The organism is Paraburkholderia sp. UYCP14C, assembly GCF_004197395.1.
Taxonomy (GTDB): Bacteria; Pseudomonadota; Gammaproteobacteria; order Burkholderiales; family Burkholderiaceae; genus Paraburkholderia.
The window spans coordinates 106240-124032 of record NZ_SELS01000019.1; the positions used below are offsets into that span (position 1 = coordinate 106240).

At 62.6% G+C, this 17793-nt stretch carries 17 protein-coding genes and 1 tRNA gene; 17 read left to right on the forward strand and 1 reads right to left on the reverse strand.

Annotated features, from left to right (window positions below; all coding sequences use genetic code 11):
- Positions 1 to 71: 71 nt before the first annotated feature.
- The gene (locus EVC45_RS19235) at positions 72 to 623 is read right to left on the reverse strand and encodes a hypothetical protein (RefSeq protein ID WP_129959644.1); all 552 of its coding nucleotides are present in this window, start codon (positions 621 to 623) and stop codon (positions 72 to 74) included.
- A 186-nt stretch (positions 624 to 809) separates the two neighbouring features.
- Here EVC45_RS19235 and EVC45_RS19240 point away from each other — a divergent pair, with 186 nt between their 5' ends.
- The 17 genes from EVC45_RS19240 (at position 810) to EVC45_RS19320 (ending at position 17779) form a co-directional block, all read left to right on the forward strand.
- Positions 810 to 2249 carry a branched-chain amino acid ABC transporter substrate-binding protein gene (locus EVC45_RS19240; RefSeq protein ID WP_129959646.1) on the forward strand — a complete coding sequence of 480 codons (1440 nt, stop codon included), beginning with the start codon at positions 810 to 812 and terminating at the stop codon, positions 2247 to 2249.
- A 204-nt stretch (positions 2250 to 2453) separates the two neighbouring features.
- Positions 2454 to 2726 carry a 30S ribosomal protein S15 gene (gene rpsO, locus EVC45_RS19245; protein WP_008920609.1) on the forward strand — a complete coding sequence of 91 codons (273 nt, stop codon included), beginning with the start codon at positions 2454 to 2456 and terminating at the stop codon, positions 2724 to 2726.
- Between the two features lie 345 nt (positions 2727 to 3071).
- Positions 3072 to 5207 (forward strand): polyribonucleotide nucleotidyltransferase, encoded by a 2136-nt coding sequence (gene pnp, locus EVC45_RS19250; RefSeq protein WP_211193441.1) that lies wholly within the window; start codon positions 3072 to 3074, stop codon positions 5205 to 5207.
- Between the two features lie 150 nt (positions 5208 to 5357).
- On the forward strand, positions 5358 to 6374 hold the full coding sequence (locus EVC45_RS19255) for an NAD(P)H-quinone oxidoreductase (RefSeq protein WP_129959648.1): 1017 nt from the start codon (positions 5358 to 5360) through the stop codon (positions 6372 to 6374).
- 155 nt (positions 6375 to 6529) lie between these two features.
- Positions 6530 to 7306 carry a triose-phosphate isomerase gene (gene tpiA, locus EVC45_RS19260; protein ID WP_129959650.1) on the forward strand — a complete coding sequence of 259 codons (777 nt, stop codon included), beginning with the start codon at positions 6530 to 6532 and terminating at the stop codon, positions 7304 to 7306.
- An 82-nt stretch (positions 7307 to 7388) separates the two neighbouring features.
- Positions 7389 to 7775, forward strand: coding sequence for a preprotein translocase subunit SecG (secG, locus tag EVC45_RS19265; protein WP_129959652.1), 387 nt, complete (start codon positions 7389 to 7391; stop codon positions 7773 to 7775).
- Between the two features lie 112 nt (positions 7776 to 7887).
- Positions 7888 to 7972: transfer RNA gene (locus tag EVC45_RS19270), tRNA-Leu, on the forward strand.
- A 158-nt stretch (positions 7973 to 8130) separates the two neighbouring features.
- Positions 8131 to 8490 carry an NADH-quinone oxidoreductase subunit A gene (locus EVC45_RS19275; RefSeq protein ID WP_075296569.1) on the forward strand — a complete coding sequence of 120 codons (360 nt, stop codon included), beginning with the start codon at positions 8131 to 8133 and terminating at the stop codon, positions 8488 to 8490.
- A 62-nt stretch (positions 8491 to 8552) separates the two neighbouring features.
- Positions 8553 to 9032 carry an NADH-quinone oxidoreductase subunit B family protein gene (locus tag EVC45_RS19280; protein ID WP_006052903.1) on the forward strand — a complete coding sequence of 160 codons (480 nt, stop codon included), beginning with the start codon at positions 8553 to 8555 and terminating at the stop codon, positions 9030 to 9032.
- 20 nt (positions 9033 to 9052) lie between these two features.
- Complete coding sequence (locus EVC45_RS19285) at positions 9053 to 9655, forward strand: NADH-quinone oxidoreductase subunit C (protein ID WP_129959654.1); 603 nt, start codon at positions 9053 to 9055, stop codon at positions 9653 to 9655.
- Between the two features lie 9 nt (positions 9656 to 9664).
- Positions 9665 to 10918 carry an NADH-quinone oxidoreductase subunit D gene (locus EVC45_RS19290; protein WP_129959656.1) on the forward strand — a complete coding sequence of 418 codons (1254 nt, stop codon included), beginning with the start codon at positions 9665 to 9667 and terminating at the stop codon, positions 10916 to 10918.
- Between the two features lie 133 nt (positions 10919 to 11051).
- Positions 11052 to 11537 carry an NADH-quinone oxidoreductase subunit NuoE gene (gene nuoE, locus EVC45_RS19295; RefSeq protein WP_013088938.1) on the forward strand — a complete coding sequence of 162 codons (486 nt, stop codon included), beginning with the start codon at positions 11052 to 11054 and terminating at the stop codon, positions 11535 to 11537.
- Positions 11534 to 12862: an NADH-quinone oxidoreductase subunit NuoF gene (gene nuoF, locus EVC45_RS19300; protein ID WP_129959658.1), complete on the forward strand. Its 1329-nt coding sequence runs from the start codon at positions 11534 to 11536 to the stop codon at positions 12860 to 12862. The genes nuoE and nuoF overlap by 4 nt, the downstream gene beginning before the upstream one ends.
- A gap of 128 nt (positions 12863 to 12990) precedes the next feature.
- On the forward strand, positions 12991 to 15324 hold the full coding sequence (nuoG, locus tag EVC45_RS19305; protein ID WP_129959660.1) for an NADH-quinone oxidoreductase subunit NuoG: 2334 nt from the start codon (positions 12991 to 12993) through the stop codon (positions 15322 to 15324).
- Positions 15325 to 16389, forward strand: a complete 1065-nt coding sequence (gene nuoH / locus EVC45_RS19310) for an NADH-quinone oxidoreductase subunit NuoH (RefSeq protein WP_129959661.1) — start codon at positions 15325 to 15327, stop codon at positions 16387 to 16389.
- A 15-nt stretch (positions 16390 to 16404) separates the two neighbouring features.
- Entirely contained in the window at positions 16405 to 16893 is a 489-nt protein-coding gene (gene nuoI / locus EVC45_RS19315) for an NADH-quinone oxidoreductase subunit NuoI (protein WP_012432383.1), read from the forward strand.
- A 193-nt stretch (positions 16894 to 17086) separates the two neighbouring features.
- Entirely contained in the window at positions 17087 to 17779 is a 693-nt protein-coding gene (locus EVC45_RS19320; RefSeq protein WP_129959663.1) for an NADH-quinone oxidoreductase subunit J, read from the forward strand.
- Positions 17780 to 17793: the final 14 nt, after the last annotated feature.

Here is a 17793-nt window from a genome sequence, read left to right on the forward strand (position 1 = left end):
GAATAAAAAAGCCGCCTACGGAAGGCGGCTTTTTGAGATTTGGCGCTTCTGCCGAAGACGGCGCTCAACGCTCAGAACAGGCTGCGGCGGTCGGGGTCGTGCAGCGGGTCGGGGGTCTTCTGCGTGAGGCGCAAGATGCCCTGGTCGTCGAAGTAGAAGCTGTACAGCATGTACCAGACGTTGTCTTCGAGATAGCGATAGGTCCAGACTTCGCGCCGCATCAGCGGGAAGTACGACGTTTCGACCGGACGTCCGAAGTTCACCAGCACGTCGCTGCGCGTCCATTTGCCGATCTCGGCGCGATAGAACTCGGTGGGCTGCAGCACCTGGCGCATGTCGACGATCTTGCCGGCCGCGTCGATGTCGGCGGCGGTGGTGGTCTCGCCCATCGGTTGGGTCGGCCACATCAGACGCTTGCCGCCGTCGGGCAAGTCATAGGTTTCGCGCGGCGGACCAAGTCGCGCGATCACCGTCGATGCGTCCGCTCCCGGTTGATACTGTTGCCACGGCTGCGCGCAGCCGGCGAGCGCGAGCGCGCTCAGGCAAACGAGCGCGGCACGGCGCAGACTGGCGCCGGCCGGGCCCGTGAAAGAGGCCGCCGTGCGGTGGTGGCGGTTCGACATGTATTCCTCCGATGGCGTTTGAATAGCGGTTCTTATCATCGAGACGCGCTATTTTGACACGCGCTGTGGCGAACAATTGCGCTGCCTGAGCGCGCGTCGCCTCCGAACGGTAACGAATGCGCCGGCTTGCCTATTCCTTGCGCGTCGTCCTATGATCCGCGCTTCAAAGATTCAGGCGGGACGACCATGACGGCGATGTGGCAACGGACGGCGGCGCTTGCGCTGACGGCAATTTCGATGGCGGCTGCGGGAGTTGGCGTTGCGGAGGCGGCGAGTTCCGCGACGAATCCGGCGGCGACGGGCGGGAATCAAACGTCAGCGCAACCGGCCACCGGCAAGCTGGAGAGCCGCCCGGCCACGCTGGCCGCAAGCCAGGCCGGTAGCCCCGCAAGCAAGGTCGCAAGCAAGCCCGCGAGCCTGCCGGCCGGCATGCCCAGCGGCACGCCAATTCAGCTCGCGCTGATCGAAGGCATGTCCGGCCCGTTCGCGAACGCGGGCGCGGCGGTCGAGCGCAATCTGCGCTTCGGTGTCGAGCAGGTCAACGCGCACGGCGGCGTGAAGCTCGCGGACGGCGCGCATCCGTTCGAACTTATCGTGCTCGACAGCAAGGGCAGCACGGAGGAAGCGCTGACGCAATTGCGGGCGGCCGCGGATCGCCATATCGGCTACATCCTGCAGGGCAATAGCTCGGCGGTCGCCGCGGCACTGATCGGCGCGATCGACAAGCAGAACAGCCGCGAGCCCGACAACCGCGAACTGTTCCTCAACTACTCGGCGGACGATCCCGCCCTCACCAACTCCGATTGCAGCTTCTGGCACTTCCGCTTCGACGCGCACGCGGGCATGCGGATGGCCGCGCTCGCCGATGTGATCGAGCACGACAAGGCGGTGAAAAAGGTCTATCTGCTGAACCAGGATTACAGCTTCGGCCACGACGTGAGCAGCCTCGCGCGCTCGACGCTCGCGGCGAAGCGCCCCGACGTCGCGGTAGTCGGCGACGAATTTCACCCGATCGGCCGCGTGAAGGATTTCGCGCCGTATATCGCAAAGATTCGCGCGAGCGGCGCGGACGCCGTGATTACGGGTAACTGGGGCAACGATCTGACGTTGCTGGTAAAGGCCGCGCGCGAGCAGGGCCTCGACACGAAGTTCTACACGTTCTACGGCAACAGCCTCGGCGCGCCCGCCGCGCTCGGCGACGCGGGCGTGGGTCACGTGATCGCGGTGGCCGAGTGGCATCCGAACGTCGGCGGCGCGGCCTCCGACGCGTGGTACGCGGCGTTCCGCGCGCGCTTTCCGGCCGCGCAGGACGACTATCCGGTGCTGCGCATGCCACTGATGATCGAGACGCTCGCCGCCGCGATGAACCGCGCCGGCAGTGCCGATCCGACGGCGGTCGCGAAAGCGCTCGAGGGCATCCGCTTCGACAACGGCTTCCACGCATCGTGGATGCGCGCCGATGATCACCAGCTGATCCAGCCCCTTTATGTGATGCAGATGGACAAAGCCGGTACGCCGGGCGTGCATTTCGATAACGAAGGCTCTGGCTATGGCTTCCGCACGGTGCTGGCGCTACCGGCCGAGCGCACGGTATTGCCGTCGGTCTGCCGCATGCGGCGGCCCTGAGCGAGCGCGAGCGACGCTCGATTCGCCTTGCCGGTCAGGGTTCGCGGCCGGGGCGCGCTGTGCTACAATACGCGTCCCGTTGTTGGGCTGGGTTCGGATTCAGCTAATTCAGCCACGAACGGGACTCAGTAAATTTGTGAAACGGGTATCCCACGGCACGGCCTTTCTTCCGTGACCGCCTGTCCAGTTATCAAGGAAATCGACATGTCCGCAGTTGAAGCAAGCAAGAAGTCCGAAGTCGTCGCGCAATTCGCACGCGCAGCTAACGACACCGGCTCCCCCGAAGTTCAGGTCGCGCTGCTCACGACCCGCATCAACGAACTGACCTCCCACTTCAAGGAGCACACGAAGGATCACCACAGCCGCCGCGGTCTGCTGCGCATGGTGAGCCGCCGTCGCAAGCTGCTCGACTACCTGAAGGGTAAGGACGCGGACCGTTACCGCAGCCTGATCGAGAAGCTGGGTCTGCGTAAGTAATCGGCCAGTCGTTCAGCAAGATGCCTGTGTCAGTTTCGCTGATACAGGCATTTTGTTTTTGCGCGGCGCGCTTCGTATCACGTGCACCGCCTGTGATCCGCGGCGTATGCCGGTTCGCGCGGCGTCTACGGGCAACGCAGTAGCAGTAGCAAAATAGCAGTAGAACAGGCAGTAACAGAAACATGGCCGGGCTTCAGGGCAGAGTTTTGTGTCATTCCAGCGGTTTGCGCGCACACGCAGCGCGTGGCTCTCTGGAATGGCATAGCACGACTCTTCCCATGCGGCGCCGGCCCCGGCGTTGCCGCGCCGCTTCCGGTCCGCGCGGCATTACGATGAGGAAAAGCAATGACTATGTTCAACAAGATCGTCAAAGAGTTTAAGTGGGGGCAGCACAACGTTCGCCTCGAAACCGGTGAAATCGCTCGCCAGGCGGGCGGCGCGGTGATCGTCGACGTCGAAGACACCGTGGTGCTCGCCACCGTGGTCGGCGCGAAGACCGCGAAGCCGGGCCAGGACTTCTTCCCCCTCACCGTCGATTACATCGAAAAGACCTACGCCGCGGGCAAGATTCCGGGTGGCTTCTTCCGCCGCGAAGGCCGTCCGTCGGAAGGCGAGACGCTGATCTCGCGCCTGATCGATCGCCCGCTGCGTCCGCTGTTCCCGGAAGGCTTCTACAACGAAGTGCAGGTCGTGATTCACGTGCTGTCGCTGAATCCGGAAATCCCCGCCGACATCCCCGCGCTGATCGGCGCGTCGGCGGCGCTCGCAGTGTCGGGTCTGCCGTTCAACGGCCCGGTCGGCGCGGCACGCGTGGCCTACATCAACAACGAATACGTGCTGAACCCGACGCGTCCGCAGATGAAGGAGTCGGCCCTCGACCTCGTCGTCGCCGGTACGGAACGCGCGGTGCTGATGGTCGAATCGGAAGCGCAGCAACTGAGCGAAGAAGTGATGCTCGGCGCCGTCGTGTTCGGTCATGAGCAGATGCAGACCGCGATCGACGCGATCCACGAACTGGTCCGCGAAGGCGGCAAGCCCGAGTGGGACTGGCAGCCGGCCGCGAAGAACGAAGCACTGATCTCGCGCGTGACCGAACTCGCGCAAGCCAATCTGCTCGCCGCTTACCAGATCCGCGACAAGCAGGCTCGCTCGACCAAGCTGAAGGAAGTCTACGCGGCAACCTCGGCGAAGCTCGAGGAAGAAGCTGCGGCAGCGGGCACCGTGGCGGCCGACAAGGCGTCGGTCGGCAACGTGCTGTTCGACATCGAAGCGAAGATCGTCCGTACGCAGATCCTGAACGGCGAGCCGCGTATCGACGGCCGCGACACGCGCACCGTGCGCCCGATCGAAATCCGCACCGGCGTGCTGCCGCGTACCCACGGCTCGGCGCTTTTCACGCGCGGCGAGACGCAGGCGCTGGTGGTCGCGACGCTCGGCACGAAGGGCGACGAGCAAAACATCGACGCGCTCGAAGGCGAGTACCGCGAGCGCTTCATGCTCCACTACAACATGCCTCCGTTCGCGACCGGCGAAACGGGCCGCGTCGGTTCGCCGAAGCGCCGTGAAATCGGTCACGGCCGTCTCGCCAAGCGCGCGCTCGTCGCGTGCCTGCCGAGCGCCGACGAATTCGGCTACTCGATCCGCGTCGTGTCGGAAATCACCGAGTCGAACGGTTCGTCGTCAATGGCTTCGGTGTGCGGCGGCTGCCTCGCGCTGATGGACGCCGGCGTGCCGATGAAGGCGCACGTCGCCGGTATCGCGATGGGCCTGATCCTCGAAGGCAACCGCTTCGCGGTGCTGACCGACATCCTCGGCGACGAAGATCACCTCGGCGACATGGACTTCAAGGTCGCGGGTACGGAGCAAGGCGTGACCGCGCTGCAGATGGACATCAAGATCCAGGGCATCACGAAGGAAATCATGCAGGTCGCGCTTGCGCAGGCGAAGGAAGGCCGCATGCACATCCTCGGCAAGATGACCTCGGCGGTGTCGGGCGCGAACACCCAGTTGTCGGAGTTCGCACCGCGCATGATCACGATCAAGATCAACCCGGAAAAGATCCGCGACGTGATCGGCAAGGGCGGCTCGGTGATCCGTGCGCTGACCGAAGAAACCGGCACGACGATCGACATTTCGGACGACGGCGTCGTCACCATCGCGAGCACGAGCAGCGAAGGGATGGCCGAAGCGAAGAAGCGTATCGAGAACATCACGCTGGAAGTCGAAGTGGGTCAGGTGTACGAAGGCACCGTGCTCAAGCTGCTCGACTTCGGCGCGATCGTGAACATCCTGCCGGGTAAGGACGGTCTGCTGCATATCTCCGAAATCGCCAACGAGCGCATCAAGGACATCAACGACTATCTGAAGGATGGCCAGCAAGTGAAGGTCAAGGTCATCCAGACGGACGAGAAGGGTCGTGTGCGTCTGTCGGCGAAGGCATTGCTGAACGACGCGCCGCAAGGCGAACCGACACCGCAGTAATGCGGTAACGGACAAACGGCCGGCCGTGTCATGCACGCCGGCCGTTTTTCATGCAGGATGGATTGCGTTGCGAATTCGAATCGCAGCGCGGCGCTAAGGCAGACGGCTGCAACGGGTAGGCAACGCAATCCAATCTTGGAGTTGACGCAGATGAAAGCGATCGAAATCACTGAATTCGGTGCGCCGGAAGTCCTCAAGCTGGCGGAGCGTCCGACGCCGCAGCTCAAGGCGGGCGAGGTGCTGATCAAGGTGGCGGCATCAGGCATCAATCGTCCGGACGTGTTTCAGCGCAAGGGCGGCTATGCGCCGCCGCCGGGGGCTTCGGATCTGCCGGGGCTGGAGGTGGCGGGCGAGATCGTCGGCGGCACCATCGACGGGAAGAACAACCCGTTCGGTCTGAAGATCGGCGATCGCGTGTGCGCGCTGCTCGCGGGCGGCGGTTACGCGGAGTATGCGGCCGCGCCGTTGCTGCAATGTCTGCCGGTGCCGGCGGGCATGTCGGATGTTGAAGCGGCTTCGCTGCCCGAGACGTTTTTCACGGTGTGGAGCAACGTCTTCAATCGCGCGCAACTCGGCCAGGGCGAAGGCGGCGCGAACGAAACGCTGCTCGTACAGGGCGGTTCGAGCGGCATCGGCGTGACCGCGATCCAGATTGCGCACGCGCTCGGCTTCCGCGTGTTCGCCACCGCGGGCTCGGACGAAAAGTGCCGAGCGTGCGAAGCGCTCGGCGCCGAACGGGCGATCAACTACAAGACTGAAGATTTCGTCGAAGTCATCAAGTCGCTGACCAATGATCGCGGCGTCGACGTGATCCTCGACATGGTGGCGGGCAGCTACGTGCCGCGCGAATTGTCGGCGCTCGCCGATGGCGGTCGCATCGTGCTGATTGCGCTGCTCGGCGGCGCAAAGGCGGAACTGAACCTGAACGAAGTGTTGCGCCGCCGTCTGACGGTTACCGGTTCGACACTGCGGCCGCGGCCGATCGAGTTCAAGGCGCAGATCGCCGCGCAACTGAAGGAGCGCGTGTGGCCCCATCTGGAAGCTGGGCGCATCAAGCCCGTCGTGCATCGCGTGTTTCCGGCCGCTCAGGCCGCCGAGGCGCACACGCTGATGGAAAGCAGCACGCACGTGGGCAAGATCGTGTTGACGTGGGGTCAGGAGGCTTGACGTCGTCGGTTTGACCCGATCCACCCCACGCAGTAAAATTGCGCGTTTTGCGTGCGCCGGATCAATCCGCCGGACGGGCAACGAGCCGCAGCGAGGCGCAACCGAAGTCCGCCGGCAGAGCAGGCAGGACTGGCAAGACAGGACAACACGAGACGATGTCGAATCAACAACGAGGCAAACTGGTAGTCGGTAACTGGAAGATGCATGGGCGGCTCGCCGCGAACGCCGCGTTGTTGCAGGCCGTGGCGCAGGGCTCCGGTGAATTGCCGGCCGATGTGCGCGTCGGTGTGTGCGTGCCGAGCCTTTATCTCGCGCAGGCGCAGTCGCTACTCAAAGGCAGTCCGGTCGTGTGGGGCGTGCAGGACGTGTCCGCGTTCACGCACGGTGCCTATACCGGCGAAGTGGCTGCGCCGATGGTGACCGACTTCGGCGCCACGTTTGCGATCGTCGGACACTCGGAGCGTCGCGCGTATCACCGCGAAAGCGCCGAACTGGTCGCGGTGAAAACGCAGCGCGTGCTCGAAGCGGGTTTGACGCCGATCGTGTGCGTCGGCGAAACGCTCGAAGAACGCGAAGCTGGTTCGACCGAGCAGGTCGTCGGCGGCCAGCTCGACGAAGTGCTCGCGAAGGTGTCGGCTCAGGAGGCGGCACGCCTTGTCGTAGCGTATGAGCCGGTGTGGGCAATTGGCACCGGCAAGAGCGCATCGGCGGCACAGGCGCAGGCCGTGCATGCGTTCCTGCGCGCACGTCTCGCGGCAAAGGGCGCGGCGGACGTGCCGTTGCTGTACGGCGGCAGCGTGAAGCCGGAGAACGCGGAAGAACTGTTCCGTCAGCTCGATATCGACGGCGGCCTGATCGGCGGCGCGTCGTTGAAAGATCAGGATTTCCTGGCGATCTGCAAAGCGGCCGCCGCGACCAGCGTGGCCGGTTGAGCAGGGCGTCTCGGCGAGGATGACTCCATTTTGCGCAACACACCGTGTGCGGCGCAGTTAAATAAAGACTCAGGTGAGTGTGATGCTGTATTTGAAAACATTGATTATCGTCGTTCAGTTGTTGTCGGCGCTCGGGGTCATCGGACTCGTGTTGCTGCAGCACGGCAAAGGTGCCGACATGGGCGCTGCTTTTGGCAGCGGCGCGTCGGGTAGTCTGTTCGGTGCGACGGGTTCGGCGAACTTCCTCTCGCGTACCACGGCGGTGCTCGCAGCTCTGTTTTTTGCAACGACGCTGGCGCTCACTTACCTTGGCGCGTATCACGTGAAGCCGTCGGCAGGCGTGCTGGGCGTGGCAGCTACTGCTCCGGTCGCGGCTTCGCCTGCTTCCGTGCCAGCCGCGAGCTCGGCTCCGGCGGTAGCAGCGCCGGCTTCGCCTGCGTCGGTTCCGGCGACGGGCGTGCCGAAATAAATTTTCGGTAGACGTGCTCTTGTGCGTTGAACAATCCGCTTAAACAAGTTACAATTCAAGTCTTGAAGCGATTCGCGGGTTTTACAAGTTGTTTTCCCGGATTGCATATAGTGCCGACGTGGTGAAATTGGTAGACACGCTATCTTGAGGGGGTAGTGGCGAAAGCTGTGCGAGTTCGAGTCTCGCCGTCGGCACCAAATGTTATCTAAATGCCAGCCGTTTGCTTCGCTTCGGCTGGCATTTTCACTTCTGGCGTATGGCTGCAAGGCTTGCGTCGTGCGCGTTGAGGAAGTGATTTCGCGTCAGGGGTGCTATGCTCCTGACGGCACTCAGAACCAACCGATTGAGGATTGTCTTGAACCTCGCAGCCTATTTCCCCGTTTTGTTGTTCCTTATTGTGGGCACCGGTTTAGGCGTAGCACTGGTCAGCATTGGCAAGATCCTCGGTCCCAACAAGCCCGACACCGAGAAAAACGCACCGTACGAGTGCGGCTTCGAAGCATTCGAAGATGCGCGCATGAAATTCGACGTGCGCTACTACCTCGTCGCCATTCTCTTTATCATTTTCGACCTTGAAACCGCGTTCCTGTTCCCGTGGGGCGTGGCATTGCGTGACATCGGCTGGGCCGGCTTCATGGCAATGATGATTTTCCTGCTCGAGTTCCTGCTTGGCTTTGCCTACATCTGGAAGAAGGGCGGCCTCGACTGGGAATGATGGATTAATCGCCGGTTTGCGTGGGTGGCCAGGCTTGCCGCCCCGTCTGGAGTGGAAAGCAAATGAGTATCGAAGGGGTCTTGAAAGAAGGGTTTGTCACCACTACGGCAGACAAACTGATCAACTGGACGCGCACCGGTTCGCTGTGGCCGATGACGTTCGGTCTCGCGTGCTGCGCGGTCGAGATGATGCATGCGGGCGCCGCCCGTTATGACCTCGACCGTTTCGGCGTGGTGTTCCGTCCGAGTCCGCGTCAGTCGGACGTGATGATCGTCGCCGGCACGCTGTGCAACAAGATGGCGCCCGCTCTGCGCAAGGTCTACGACCAGATGGCGGAGCCGCGCTGGGTGATCTCGATGGGCTCGTGCGCGAACGGCGGCGGCTATTACCACTACTCGTACTCGGTGGTGCGCGGCTGCGACCGCATCGTCCCGGTCGATGTGTACGTGCCGGGTTGTCCGCCCACAGCGGAAGCGTTGGTATACGGCGTGATCCAGTTGCAAGCCAAGATTCGCCGCACCAATACCATCGCCCGTCAATAAGGCCAACGCCTCCCCAAAATATGGCAAGCAAACTCGAGACCCTGAAAGCGAACATCGAGGCGGCCTTTGGCGGCCTCCTGTTGAGCGTGACTGAGTCGATCGGTGAATTGACGATCGTCGTCAAGGCAGGCGACTACCTCAACGTGGCAAAGCGTCTGCGTGACGACCGCGCGCTCGGTTTCGAGCAGTGTGTCGATCTGTGCGGCGTCGATTATCAGACCTATGCCGAAGGCGCCTACGACGGCCCGCGTTTTGCGGCAGTGCTGCATCTGCTGTCGGTGCAGAACAACTGGCGTTTGCGTCTACGCGTGTTCGCGCCGGACGACGACATGCCGATCCTGCCGTCCGTCGTCGATATCTGGAATTCGGTCAACTGGTACGAGCGCGAAGCGTTCGACCTGTACGGCATCGTCTTCGAAGGTCACCCGGACCTGCGCCGCATTCTGACCGACTACGGTTTCATCGGTCATCCGTTCCGCAAGGATTTCCCGGTCTCCGGCTACGTCGAAATGCGTTACGACCCGGAAGAGAAGCGCGTCGTTTATCAGCCGGTGACGATCGAGCCGCGGGAAATCACGCCGCGCGTGATCCGCGAAGATCGCTATGGCGGTCTGAAACACTAAGAGAACGTCATGGCAGAGATCAAGAACTACACGCTCAACTTTGGTCCGCAGCACCCGGCAGCGCACGGTGTGCTGCGTCTCGTGCTCGAACTCGACGGCGAAGTGATCCAGCGCGCCGATCCGCACATCGGTCTGCTGCATCGCGCGACTGAAAAGCTCGCCGAAAGCAAGACGTTCATCCAGTCTGTGCCATACATGGACCGTCTCGACTACGTGTCGATGATGGTCAATGAGCACGGCTACGTGCTCGCGATCGAGAAATTGCTCGGCATCGACGTGCCGCTGCGCGCGCAATACATTCGAGTCCTGTTCGACGAAGTCACGCGCGTGTTGAATCACCTGATGTGGATCGGCGCGCACGCGCTCGACGTCGGTGCGATGGCGGTGTTCCTGTACGCGTTCCGCGAGCGCGAAGACCTGATGGACGTGTACGAAGCGGTGTCGGGTGCGCGCATGCACGCGGCTTACTATCGTCCGGGCGGCGTCTATCGCGATCTGCCTGACGCAATGCCGCAATATAAGGCGTCGAAGATTCGCAATGCGAAGGCGTTGTCGAAGATGAACGAGAACCGTCAGGGTTCGCTGCTCGACTTCATCGACGACTTCTTCACGCGCTTCCCGAAGTGCGTCGACGAATACGAAACGCTGCTCACCGACAACCGGATCTGGAAGCAGCGTCTGGTGGGCATCGGCGTGGTCAGCCCGGAGCGCGCGTTGCAGCTCGGCATGACCGGTGCGATGCTGCGTGGCTCTGGCATCGAGTGGGACCTGCGCAAGAAGCAGCCGTATGAAGTTTATGACAAGCTCGACTTCGACATTCCGGTCGGCGTCAACGGCGACTGCTACGACCGTTATCTGGTGCGCGTCGAGGAAATGCGTCAGTCCACGCGTATCGCGAAACAGTGCATTGAGTGGTTGCGTAAAAATCCGGGCCCGGTGATGACGGACAATCACAAGGTTGCGCCGCCGTCGCGCGTCGGCATGAAGTCGAACATGGAAGATCTGATCCATCACTTCAAGCTGTTCACCGAAGGCTTCCATGTGCCGGAAGGCGAGGCGTACGCCGCAGTCGAACATCCGAAGGGCGAGTTCGGCATCTATCTGATCTCGGACGGCGCCAACAAGCCGTATCGTCTGAAGATCCGCGCGCCGGGCTATGCGCACCTGTCCACGCTCGACGAAATGGCGCGCGGCCACATGATCGCCGACGCCGTGACGATCATCGGCACGCAGGACATCGTGTTCGGCGAAGTGGATCGCTAGGGTGTATTCATCGACGCGCGTCTGCGGTCGTCGCACCGCCGCGCACGTCAAGCAAAGGAACGCCGGGTCTGTCGCAGTATGTCGTGAGCGACAGGTTTTCGTTCGGTAGGAATTGAAAGAGTCGTGTCTGAAAATGATCTCAGCTGAAGGCCTGAAAGAAATCGATCGTGCGGTGGCAAAGTACCCCGCCGATCAGAAACAGTCCGCCGTGATGTCGGCGTTGGCTACTGCTCAAACGGAGCATGGCTGGCTGTCGCCCGAACTCATGCAGTTCGTCGCGGATTATCTCGGCATGCCGGCAATCGCCGTGCAGGAGGTAGCGACCTTCTACACGATGTATGAGACTTCGCCGGTCGGTAAGTTCAAGATCACGCTCTGCACGAACCTGCCGTGCCAGCTCGGCCCGGACGGCGGTTCCGAAAGCGCCGCTGAATACCTGAAGCAGAAGCTCGGCATCGACTTCGGCGAAACCACGCCCGATGGCAAATTCACGCTGAAAGAGGGTGAGTGCATGGGTTCGTGCGGCGACGCGCCGGTGATGCTGGTGAACAACCAACGCATGTGCAGCTTCATGAGCCGCGAGAAGATCGACCAGCTGCTCGAGGAACTTTCGAAATGACGTCTTTACACGATCGTCACATCAAACCGCTGATTCTCGCCGGCCTGAACGGCGACAACTGGCATCTCGAAGATTACGTGGCGCGCGGCGGTTACGCCCAGCTGCGCCGCATCCTGGAAGAAAAGATCGCACCCGAGCAGGTGATCGCCGACGTCAAGGCGTCGGGTCTGCGCGGTCGTGGCGGCGCGGGCTTCCCGACCGGTCTGAAGTGGAGCTTCATGCCGCGTCAGTTCCCGGGCCAGAAGTACCTCGTCTGCAATTCGGACGAAGGCGAGCCGGGTACGTTCAAGGACCGCGACATTCTGCGCTTCAATCCGCATTCGCTGATCGAAGGTATGGCGATCGGTGCGTACGCGATGGGCATCACGGTCGGCTACAACTATATTCACGGCGAAATCTGGGAAGTCTATAAGCGCTTCGAAGAAGCGTTGGAAGAAGCTCGCCGCGCCGGTTTCCTCGGCGACAACATCATGGGTTCGGGCTTCTCGTTCCAGCTCCATGCGCATCATGGTTACGGCGCCTACATCTGTGGCGAAGAGACCGCGCTGCTCGAATCGATCGAGGGCAAGAAGGGTCAGCCGCGCTTCAAACCGCCATTCCCGGCGAGCTTTGGCGTGTATGGCAAGCCGACCACGATCAACAACACCGAAACGTTCGCGGCGGTGCCGTTCCTGCTCGCCATCGGCCCGCAGAATTACCTTGAGATCGGCAAGCCGAACAATGGCGGCACGAAGATTTTCTCGGTGTCGGGCGACGTCGAGCGTCCGGGCAATTACGAAATTCCGCTCGGCACGCCGTTCGCGACGCTGATGGAACTCGCCGGCGGCATGCGCGGCGGCAAGAAGATCAAGGCCGTGATTCCTGGCGGTTCGTCGGCGCCGGTGATTCCGGGCGACATGATGATGCAGACCGACATGGATTACGACTCGATCGCGAAGGCCGGCTCGATGCTCGGCTCGGGCGCGGTGATCGTGATGGACGAGACGCGCTGCATGGTGCGCTCGCTGCTGCGCCTGTCGTACTTCTATTATGAAGAGTCCTGCGGTCAGTGCACGCCTTGCCGCGAAGGCACGGGCTGGCTGTATCGCGTCGTGCATCGTATCGAGCATGGTCTCGGCCGCCAGGAAGATCTGGATCTGCTGAACTCCGTTGCGGAAAACATCATGGGCCGCACGATCTGCGCGCTCGGCGACGCGGCAGCCATGCCGGTTCGGGGCATGCTCAAGCACTACTGGGACGAATTCGAATATCACGTCGCCCACAAGCACTGCCTCGTCGGCGGTCATGCCGGCACGGCGGCGACGCCCGAAACAGTGGCAGCCTGAGTCGGGCCGACAGGTTTGGCTGACGAATAACTACCAGACGAACACCTCAACCGCAGGATTCATCGCCCGAAGCGGGCGATGAGCAGGCGAACGATTGAGCGGTAACAGGTTAAGGAAGATTGACCATCATGGTTGAACTGGAAATAGACGGCAAGAAAGTCGAGGTGCCTGAAGGCAGCATGGTGATCCAGGCTGCGCATAAGGTCGACACCTACATTCCTCACTTCTGCTATCACAAGAAGCTGTCGATTGCGGCCAATTGCCGGATGTGTCTGGTCGATGTCGAAAAGATGCCGAAGGCCGTGCCCGCGTGCGCGACGCCGGTGTCGCCCGGCATGATCGTGCGCACCAAGTCGGACAAGGCGGTGAAGGGCCAGCAAGCCGTGATGGAATTCCTGCTGATCAACCATCCGCTCGATTGCCCGATCTGCGACCAGGGTGGCGAATGCCAACTGCAGGATCTGGCGGTTGGTTACGGCAAGTCGTCGTCGCGCTATAGCGAAGAAAAGCGCGTGGTGTTCCACAAGAACGTGGGCCCGCTGATCTCGATGGAAGAGATGTCGCGCTGCATTCACTGCACGCGTTGCGTTCGCTTCGGCCAGGAAATCGCCGGCGTGATGGAGCTCGGCATGCTGGGCCGCGGCGAGCACTCGGAAATCACGTCGTTCGTCGGCAAGACGGTCGACTCCGAACTGTCGGGCAACATGATCGACCTGTGCCCGGTCGGCGCGCTCACGAGCAAGCCGTTCCGCTACAGCGCCCGCACGTGGGAGCTGTCGCGCCGCAAGTCGGTGAGCCCGCACGATTCCGTCGGCGCAAACCTCATCGTGCAGGTGAAGAACAATCGCGTGATGCGCGTTCTGCCATTCGAAAACGAAGCGATCAACGAGTGCTGGATTTCGGACAAGGACCGCTTCTCGTATGAAGGCCTCAACAGCCCCGAGCGTCTGACCAAACCGATGCTGAAGCAGGGCGGCCAGTGGGTCGAAACCGACTGGCAGACCGCGCTGGAATATGTGGTCAAGGGTCTGAAGGGTATCCAGGGCGACCACGGCGCGAACGCGCTGGCGGCGCTGTCGAGCGCGCATAGCACGGTCGAAGAACTGTTCCTGCTGAAGCAGATCGCGCAAGCGGTCGGCACGCCGAACGTCGACTTCCGTCTGCGTCAGTCGGATTTCTCGGCGCCCGTTACCGGCGCGCCGTGGCTCGGTGGCACGATCGCCGATCTGTCGAACGTCGATGCGGCGCTCGTGATCGGCTCGGATCTGCGCCGCGATCATCCGCTGTTCGCCGCGCGTCTGCGCCAGGTCGCACGCGGCGGTTCGGCGCTCACGCTGATCCAGGCCACCAACGACGACGCGATGATCCCGCAGGCGCAACGCGTCGTCGCGGCACCGTCGGCATGGCTCGACACGCTCGCGGGCATCGCTGGTGCCGTGGGTGAAGCGAAGGGCGTCGCGCTGCCGGAAGCATTCGCCGGCACGCAGCCGACCGACGCGCAAAAGCAGATCGCGAAATCGCTTAGCGCCGGCGCACAGCGCGTCGTGCTGCTCGGCAACGACGCGGTGCGTCACCCGGACTTCGCGGCGATCCATGCCGCGGCGCAATGGATTGCCGAGGCGACCGGCGCGACGCTCGGTTTCCTGACCGAAGCGGCCAACACGGTCGGCGCGCACCTCGTGAACGCGCTGCCGGGCGAAGGCGGTCTGAACGCGCGCGAAGTGTTCGAGCAGCCGCGCAAGGGCTACCTGCTGTTGAACCTCGAACCGGAATTCGACACGGCCAATCCGGCGCAGGCACTTGCCGCGCTGAAGCAGGCCGAAATGGTCGTCGTAATGTCGCCGTTCCAGACGGGCGCCGAGTATGCCGATGTGCTGCTACCGATCGCACCGTTCACGGAAACCGGCGGTGCGTTCGTCAACGCGGAAGGCACGGTGCAGGCGTTCAACGGCGTCGTGCGTCCGCTCGGCGACACGCGTCCGGCCTGGAAGGTGTTGCGTGTGCTGGGCAGCCTGCTCGGTGCGCCGGGCTTCGAATATGACACGGTCGAAGAAGTGCGCGCTGCCGCGCTCGGCGACGGCGAACTGGGTTCGCGTCTGTCGAACCGCATCGGCGTCGCAGTGACGCGCGGCAAGGCCGTCAAGGCCACGGAAGGTAAGTTCGAGCGTCTCGCGAACGTGCCGATCTATCATGCCGATGCGCTCGTGCGTCGCGCGGACTCGCTGCATCTGACCGCGGCGGCCCGTACGGCGAACTCGGTCGGCCTGCCGGCTGCGCTGTTCGACAAACTGGGTTTGAAAGAGGGCGACGCGGTGCGCGTTCGTCAGGGCGAGCAAGCGGTGCAGTTGCCGGCCGTGCGCGACGCGAATCTTGCGGAGACGGTCGTCCGCGTGTCGGCGGCTACGCCTGCCGGTGCAGCGCTGGGCAGCCTGTTCGGTGAACTGGTGGTGGAGAAGGCGTAAATGAGCTTGTTCGATACGATCAACTCGGGCGGCGCCCAGCTTCTCGGTGTGGCATGGCCCACGGTGTGGGCGCTCGTGCGCATCCTGGTGGTGGCCGTCGTGATCCTGCTGTGCGTCGCTTACCTGATCCTGTGGGAGCGTAAGCTGATCGGCTGGATGCACGTGCGTCTCGGTCCGAACCGCGTCGGCCCCGCCGGGCTGTTGCAGCCGATCGCCGACGTGCTGAAGCTGCTGCTCAAGGAAGTGATCCAGCCCGCCCAGGCGAGCCGCTGGATCTACGTCATCGCGCCGATCATGGTGGTGGTGCCGGCGTTCGCGGTGTGGGCGGTGATCCCGTTCCAGGCGGGCGCGGTGCTCGGCGACATCAACGCCGGTCTGCTGTACGCGATGGCTATCTCGTCGATCGGCGTGTACGGCGTGATTCTGGCCGGCTGGGCGTCGAACTCGAAGTACGCGTTCCTCGGCGCGATGCGCGCCGCCGCGCAGATGGTCTCGTACGAAATCTCGATGGGCTTCGCGCTCGTGGTCGTGCTGATGACGGCCGGCACGTTGAATCTGTCGGGCATCGTCGGCTCGCAGGAGCAGGGCTTCTTCGCCTCGCACGGCCTGAACTTCCTGTCGTGGAACTGGCTGCCGCTGCTGCCGATGTTCGTCGTGTACTTCATCTCGGGCATCGCCGAAACGAACCGCCACCCGTTCGACGTGGTGGAAGGTGAGTCGGAAATCGTCGCGGGCCACATGATCGATTACTCGGGTATGGCGTTCGCGCTGTTCTTCCTCGCCGAGTACATCAACATGATCGTGATCTCGGCATTGGCTGCAACACTGTTCCTTGGGGGCTGGAGCGCTCCGTTCGGGTTCCTGTCGTTCATCCCGGGCATCTTCTGGCTCGTCCTCAAGGTTTTCCTGCTGTTGTCGGTGTTCATCTGGGCGCGTGCCACATTCCCGCGCTACCGCTATGACCAGATCATGCGTCTGGGCTGGAAGGTTTTCATTCCGGTCTGCGTGGTGTGGCTCGTGGTGGTCGGCTTCTGGATCATGTCGCCGTTGAACATCTGGAAATAAAGGGCGGATGAACCTATGACCGCAATCCAAAACTTCTTCAAGACTTTCTTCCTCACGGAACTGCTGAAAGGCCTCGCGCTGACCGGACGCTACACGTTCCAGCGCAAGGTCACCGTGCAGTTCCCGGAAGAGAAGACCCCGATTTCGCCGCGTTTTCGCGGTCTGCATGCGCTGCGCCGGTATGAAAACGGCGAAGAGCGCTGCATCGCGTGCAAGCTGTGCGAGGCAGTGTGCCCGGCGCTCGCGATCACGATCGAATCGGAAACGCGCGCGGACAACACGCGCCGCACGACGCGCTACGACATCGACCTGACCAAGTGCATCTTCTGCGGTTTCTGCGAAGAGAGCTGCCCGGTCGACTCGATCGTCGAGACGCACATTCTCGAGTATCACGGCGAGAAGCGCGGCGACCTGTACTTCACGAAGGACATGCTGCTTGCCGTTGGCGACCGCTACGAGGCAGAAATCGCCGCCAACAAGGCAGCCGACGCACCGTACCGTTGAAGCGCACTTTCCGCTGATGCAGTAGTTGCGGCAGTAAAAGCAGTAACACGGCCTGCTGTCGGGCCGACCGTCGCGGCCTGAACGCCGCGGCACGGCGCACCTGTGTGGCGGTTCCGGTGGTTTCGGCCGCTGTTGCCTGCCACGCGTGCCAAAGAACAATGCCTGACGATGGCCTAACGATGAACCGGTAATCATGGAATTCACGACCGTACTGTTCTACATCTTCGCGCTGCTCCTGGTGCTTTCAGGACTGAAGGTGATCACCTCGCGCAACCCGGTGGCGTCCGCACTGTTTCTGGTGCTGGCGTTCTTCAACGCAGCCGCGATCTGGATGCTGCTCGAGGCAGAGTTCCTCGCGATCCTGCTGGTGCTGGTCTACGTGGGCGCGGTGATGGTGCTGTTCCTGTTCGTCGTGATGATGCTGGACATCAATCTCGACGTGCTGCGCAAAGACTTTAAACGCTTCGTGCCGATGGCCTCGGCGGTGGGCGCGATCATCGTGGTCGAAACCGCGCTGATCCTGTGGCACGGCTACGGCGCGACCACCACGGCGCTGCACGATACGGCCGCGGCCGCCGCCGGCATGGGCGACTGGTCTAACACGCGCCTGATCGGCAAGGTCATCTATACGGATTACATCTTCGCGTTCGAAATCGCCGGACTGATTCTGCTGGTCGCAATCATCGCGGCAATCGCGTTGACCACGAGCCACAAGAAGGACAGCAAGCGTCAGAACGTCAGCGCCCAGGTCAAGGTCCGAGCCCAGGACCGCGTGCGTGTCGTGAAGATGCCGTCAGAGAAAACCGCGGCGACCATCGCGGCGGAAGAAGCGGCTGCCGCGGCAGCCGCAGCAGCAGCCGACTCGGCAGCAGCCAAGAACAGCTGAGCGGACAGGAGATA

Coding starts and splice junctions, on each gene's coding strand:
- EVC45_RS19235 (WP_129959644.1), bottom strand. CDS start 623: ATGTCGAACCGCCACCACCGCACGGCGGCCTCTTTCACGGGCCCGGCC.
- EVC45_RS19240 (WP_129959646.1), top strand. CDS start 810: ATGACGGCGATGTGGCAACGGACGGCGGCGCTTGCGCTGACGGCAATT.
- rpsO (WP_008920609.1), top strand. CDS start 2,454: ATGTCCGCAGTTGAAGCAAGCAAGAAGTCCGAAGTCGTCGCGCAATTC.
- pnp (WP_211193441.1), top strand. CDS start 3,072: ATGACTATGTTCAACAAGATCGTCAAAGAGTTTAAGTGGGGGCAGCAC.
- EVC45_RS19255 (WP_129959648.1), top strand. CDS start 5,358: ATGAAAGCGATCGAAATCACTGAATTCGGTGCGCCGGAAGTCCTCAAG.
- tpiA (WP_129959650.1), top strand. CDS start 6,530: ATGTCGAATCAACAACGAGGCAAACTGGTAGTCGGTAACTGGAAGATG.
- secG (WP_129959652.1), top strand. CDS start 7,389: ATGCTGTATTTGAAAACATTGATTATCGTCGTTCAGTTGTTGTCGGCG.
- EVC45_RS19280 (WP_006052903.1), top strand. CDS start 8,553: ATGAGTATCGAAGGGGTCTTGAAAGAAGGGTTTGTCACCACTACGGCA.
- EVC45_RS19285 (WP_129959654.1), top strand. CDS start 9,053: ATGGCAAGCAAACTCGAGACCCTGAAAGCGAACATCGAGGCGGCCTTT.
- EVC45_RS19290 (WP_129959656.1), top strand. CDS start 9,665: ATGGCAGAGATCAAGAACTACACGCTCAACTTTGGTCCGCAGCACCCG.
- nuoE (WP_013088938.1), top strand. CDS start 11,052: ATGATCTCAGCTGAAGGCCTGAAAGAAATCGATCGTGCGGTGGCAAAG.
- nuoF (WP_129959658.1), top strand. CDS start 11,534: ATGACGTCTTTACACGATCGTCACATCAAACCGCTGATTCTCGCCGGC.
- nuoG (WP_129959660.1), top strand. CDS start 12,991: ATGGTTGAACTGGAAATAGACGGCAAGAAAGTCGAGGTGCCTGAAGGC.
- nuoH (WP_129959661.1), top strand. CDS start 15,325: ATGAGCTTGTTCGATACGATCAACTCGGGCGGCGCCCAGCTTCTCGGT.
- nuoI (WP_012432383.1), top strand. CDS start 16,405: ATGACCGCAATCCAAAACTTCTTCAAGACTTTCTTCCTCACGGAACTG.
- EVC45_RS19320 (WP_129959663.1), top strand. CDS start 17,087: ATGGAATTCACGACCGTACTGTTCTACATCTTCGCGCTGCTCCTGGTG.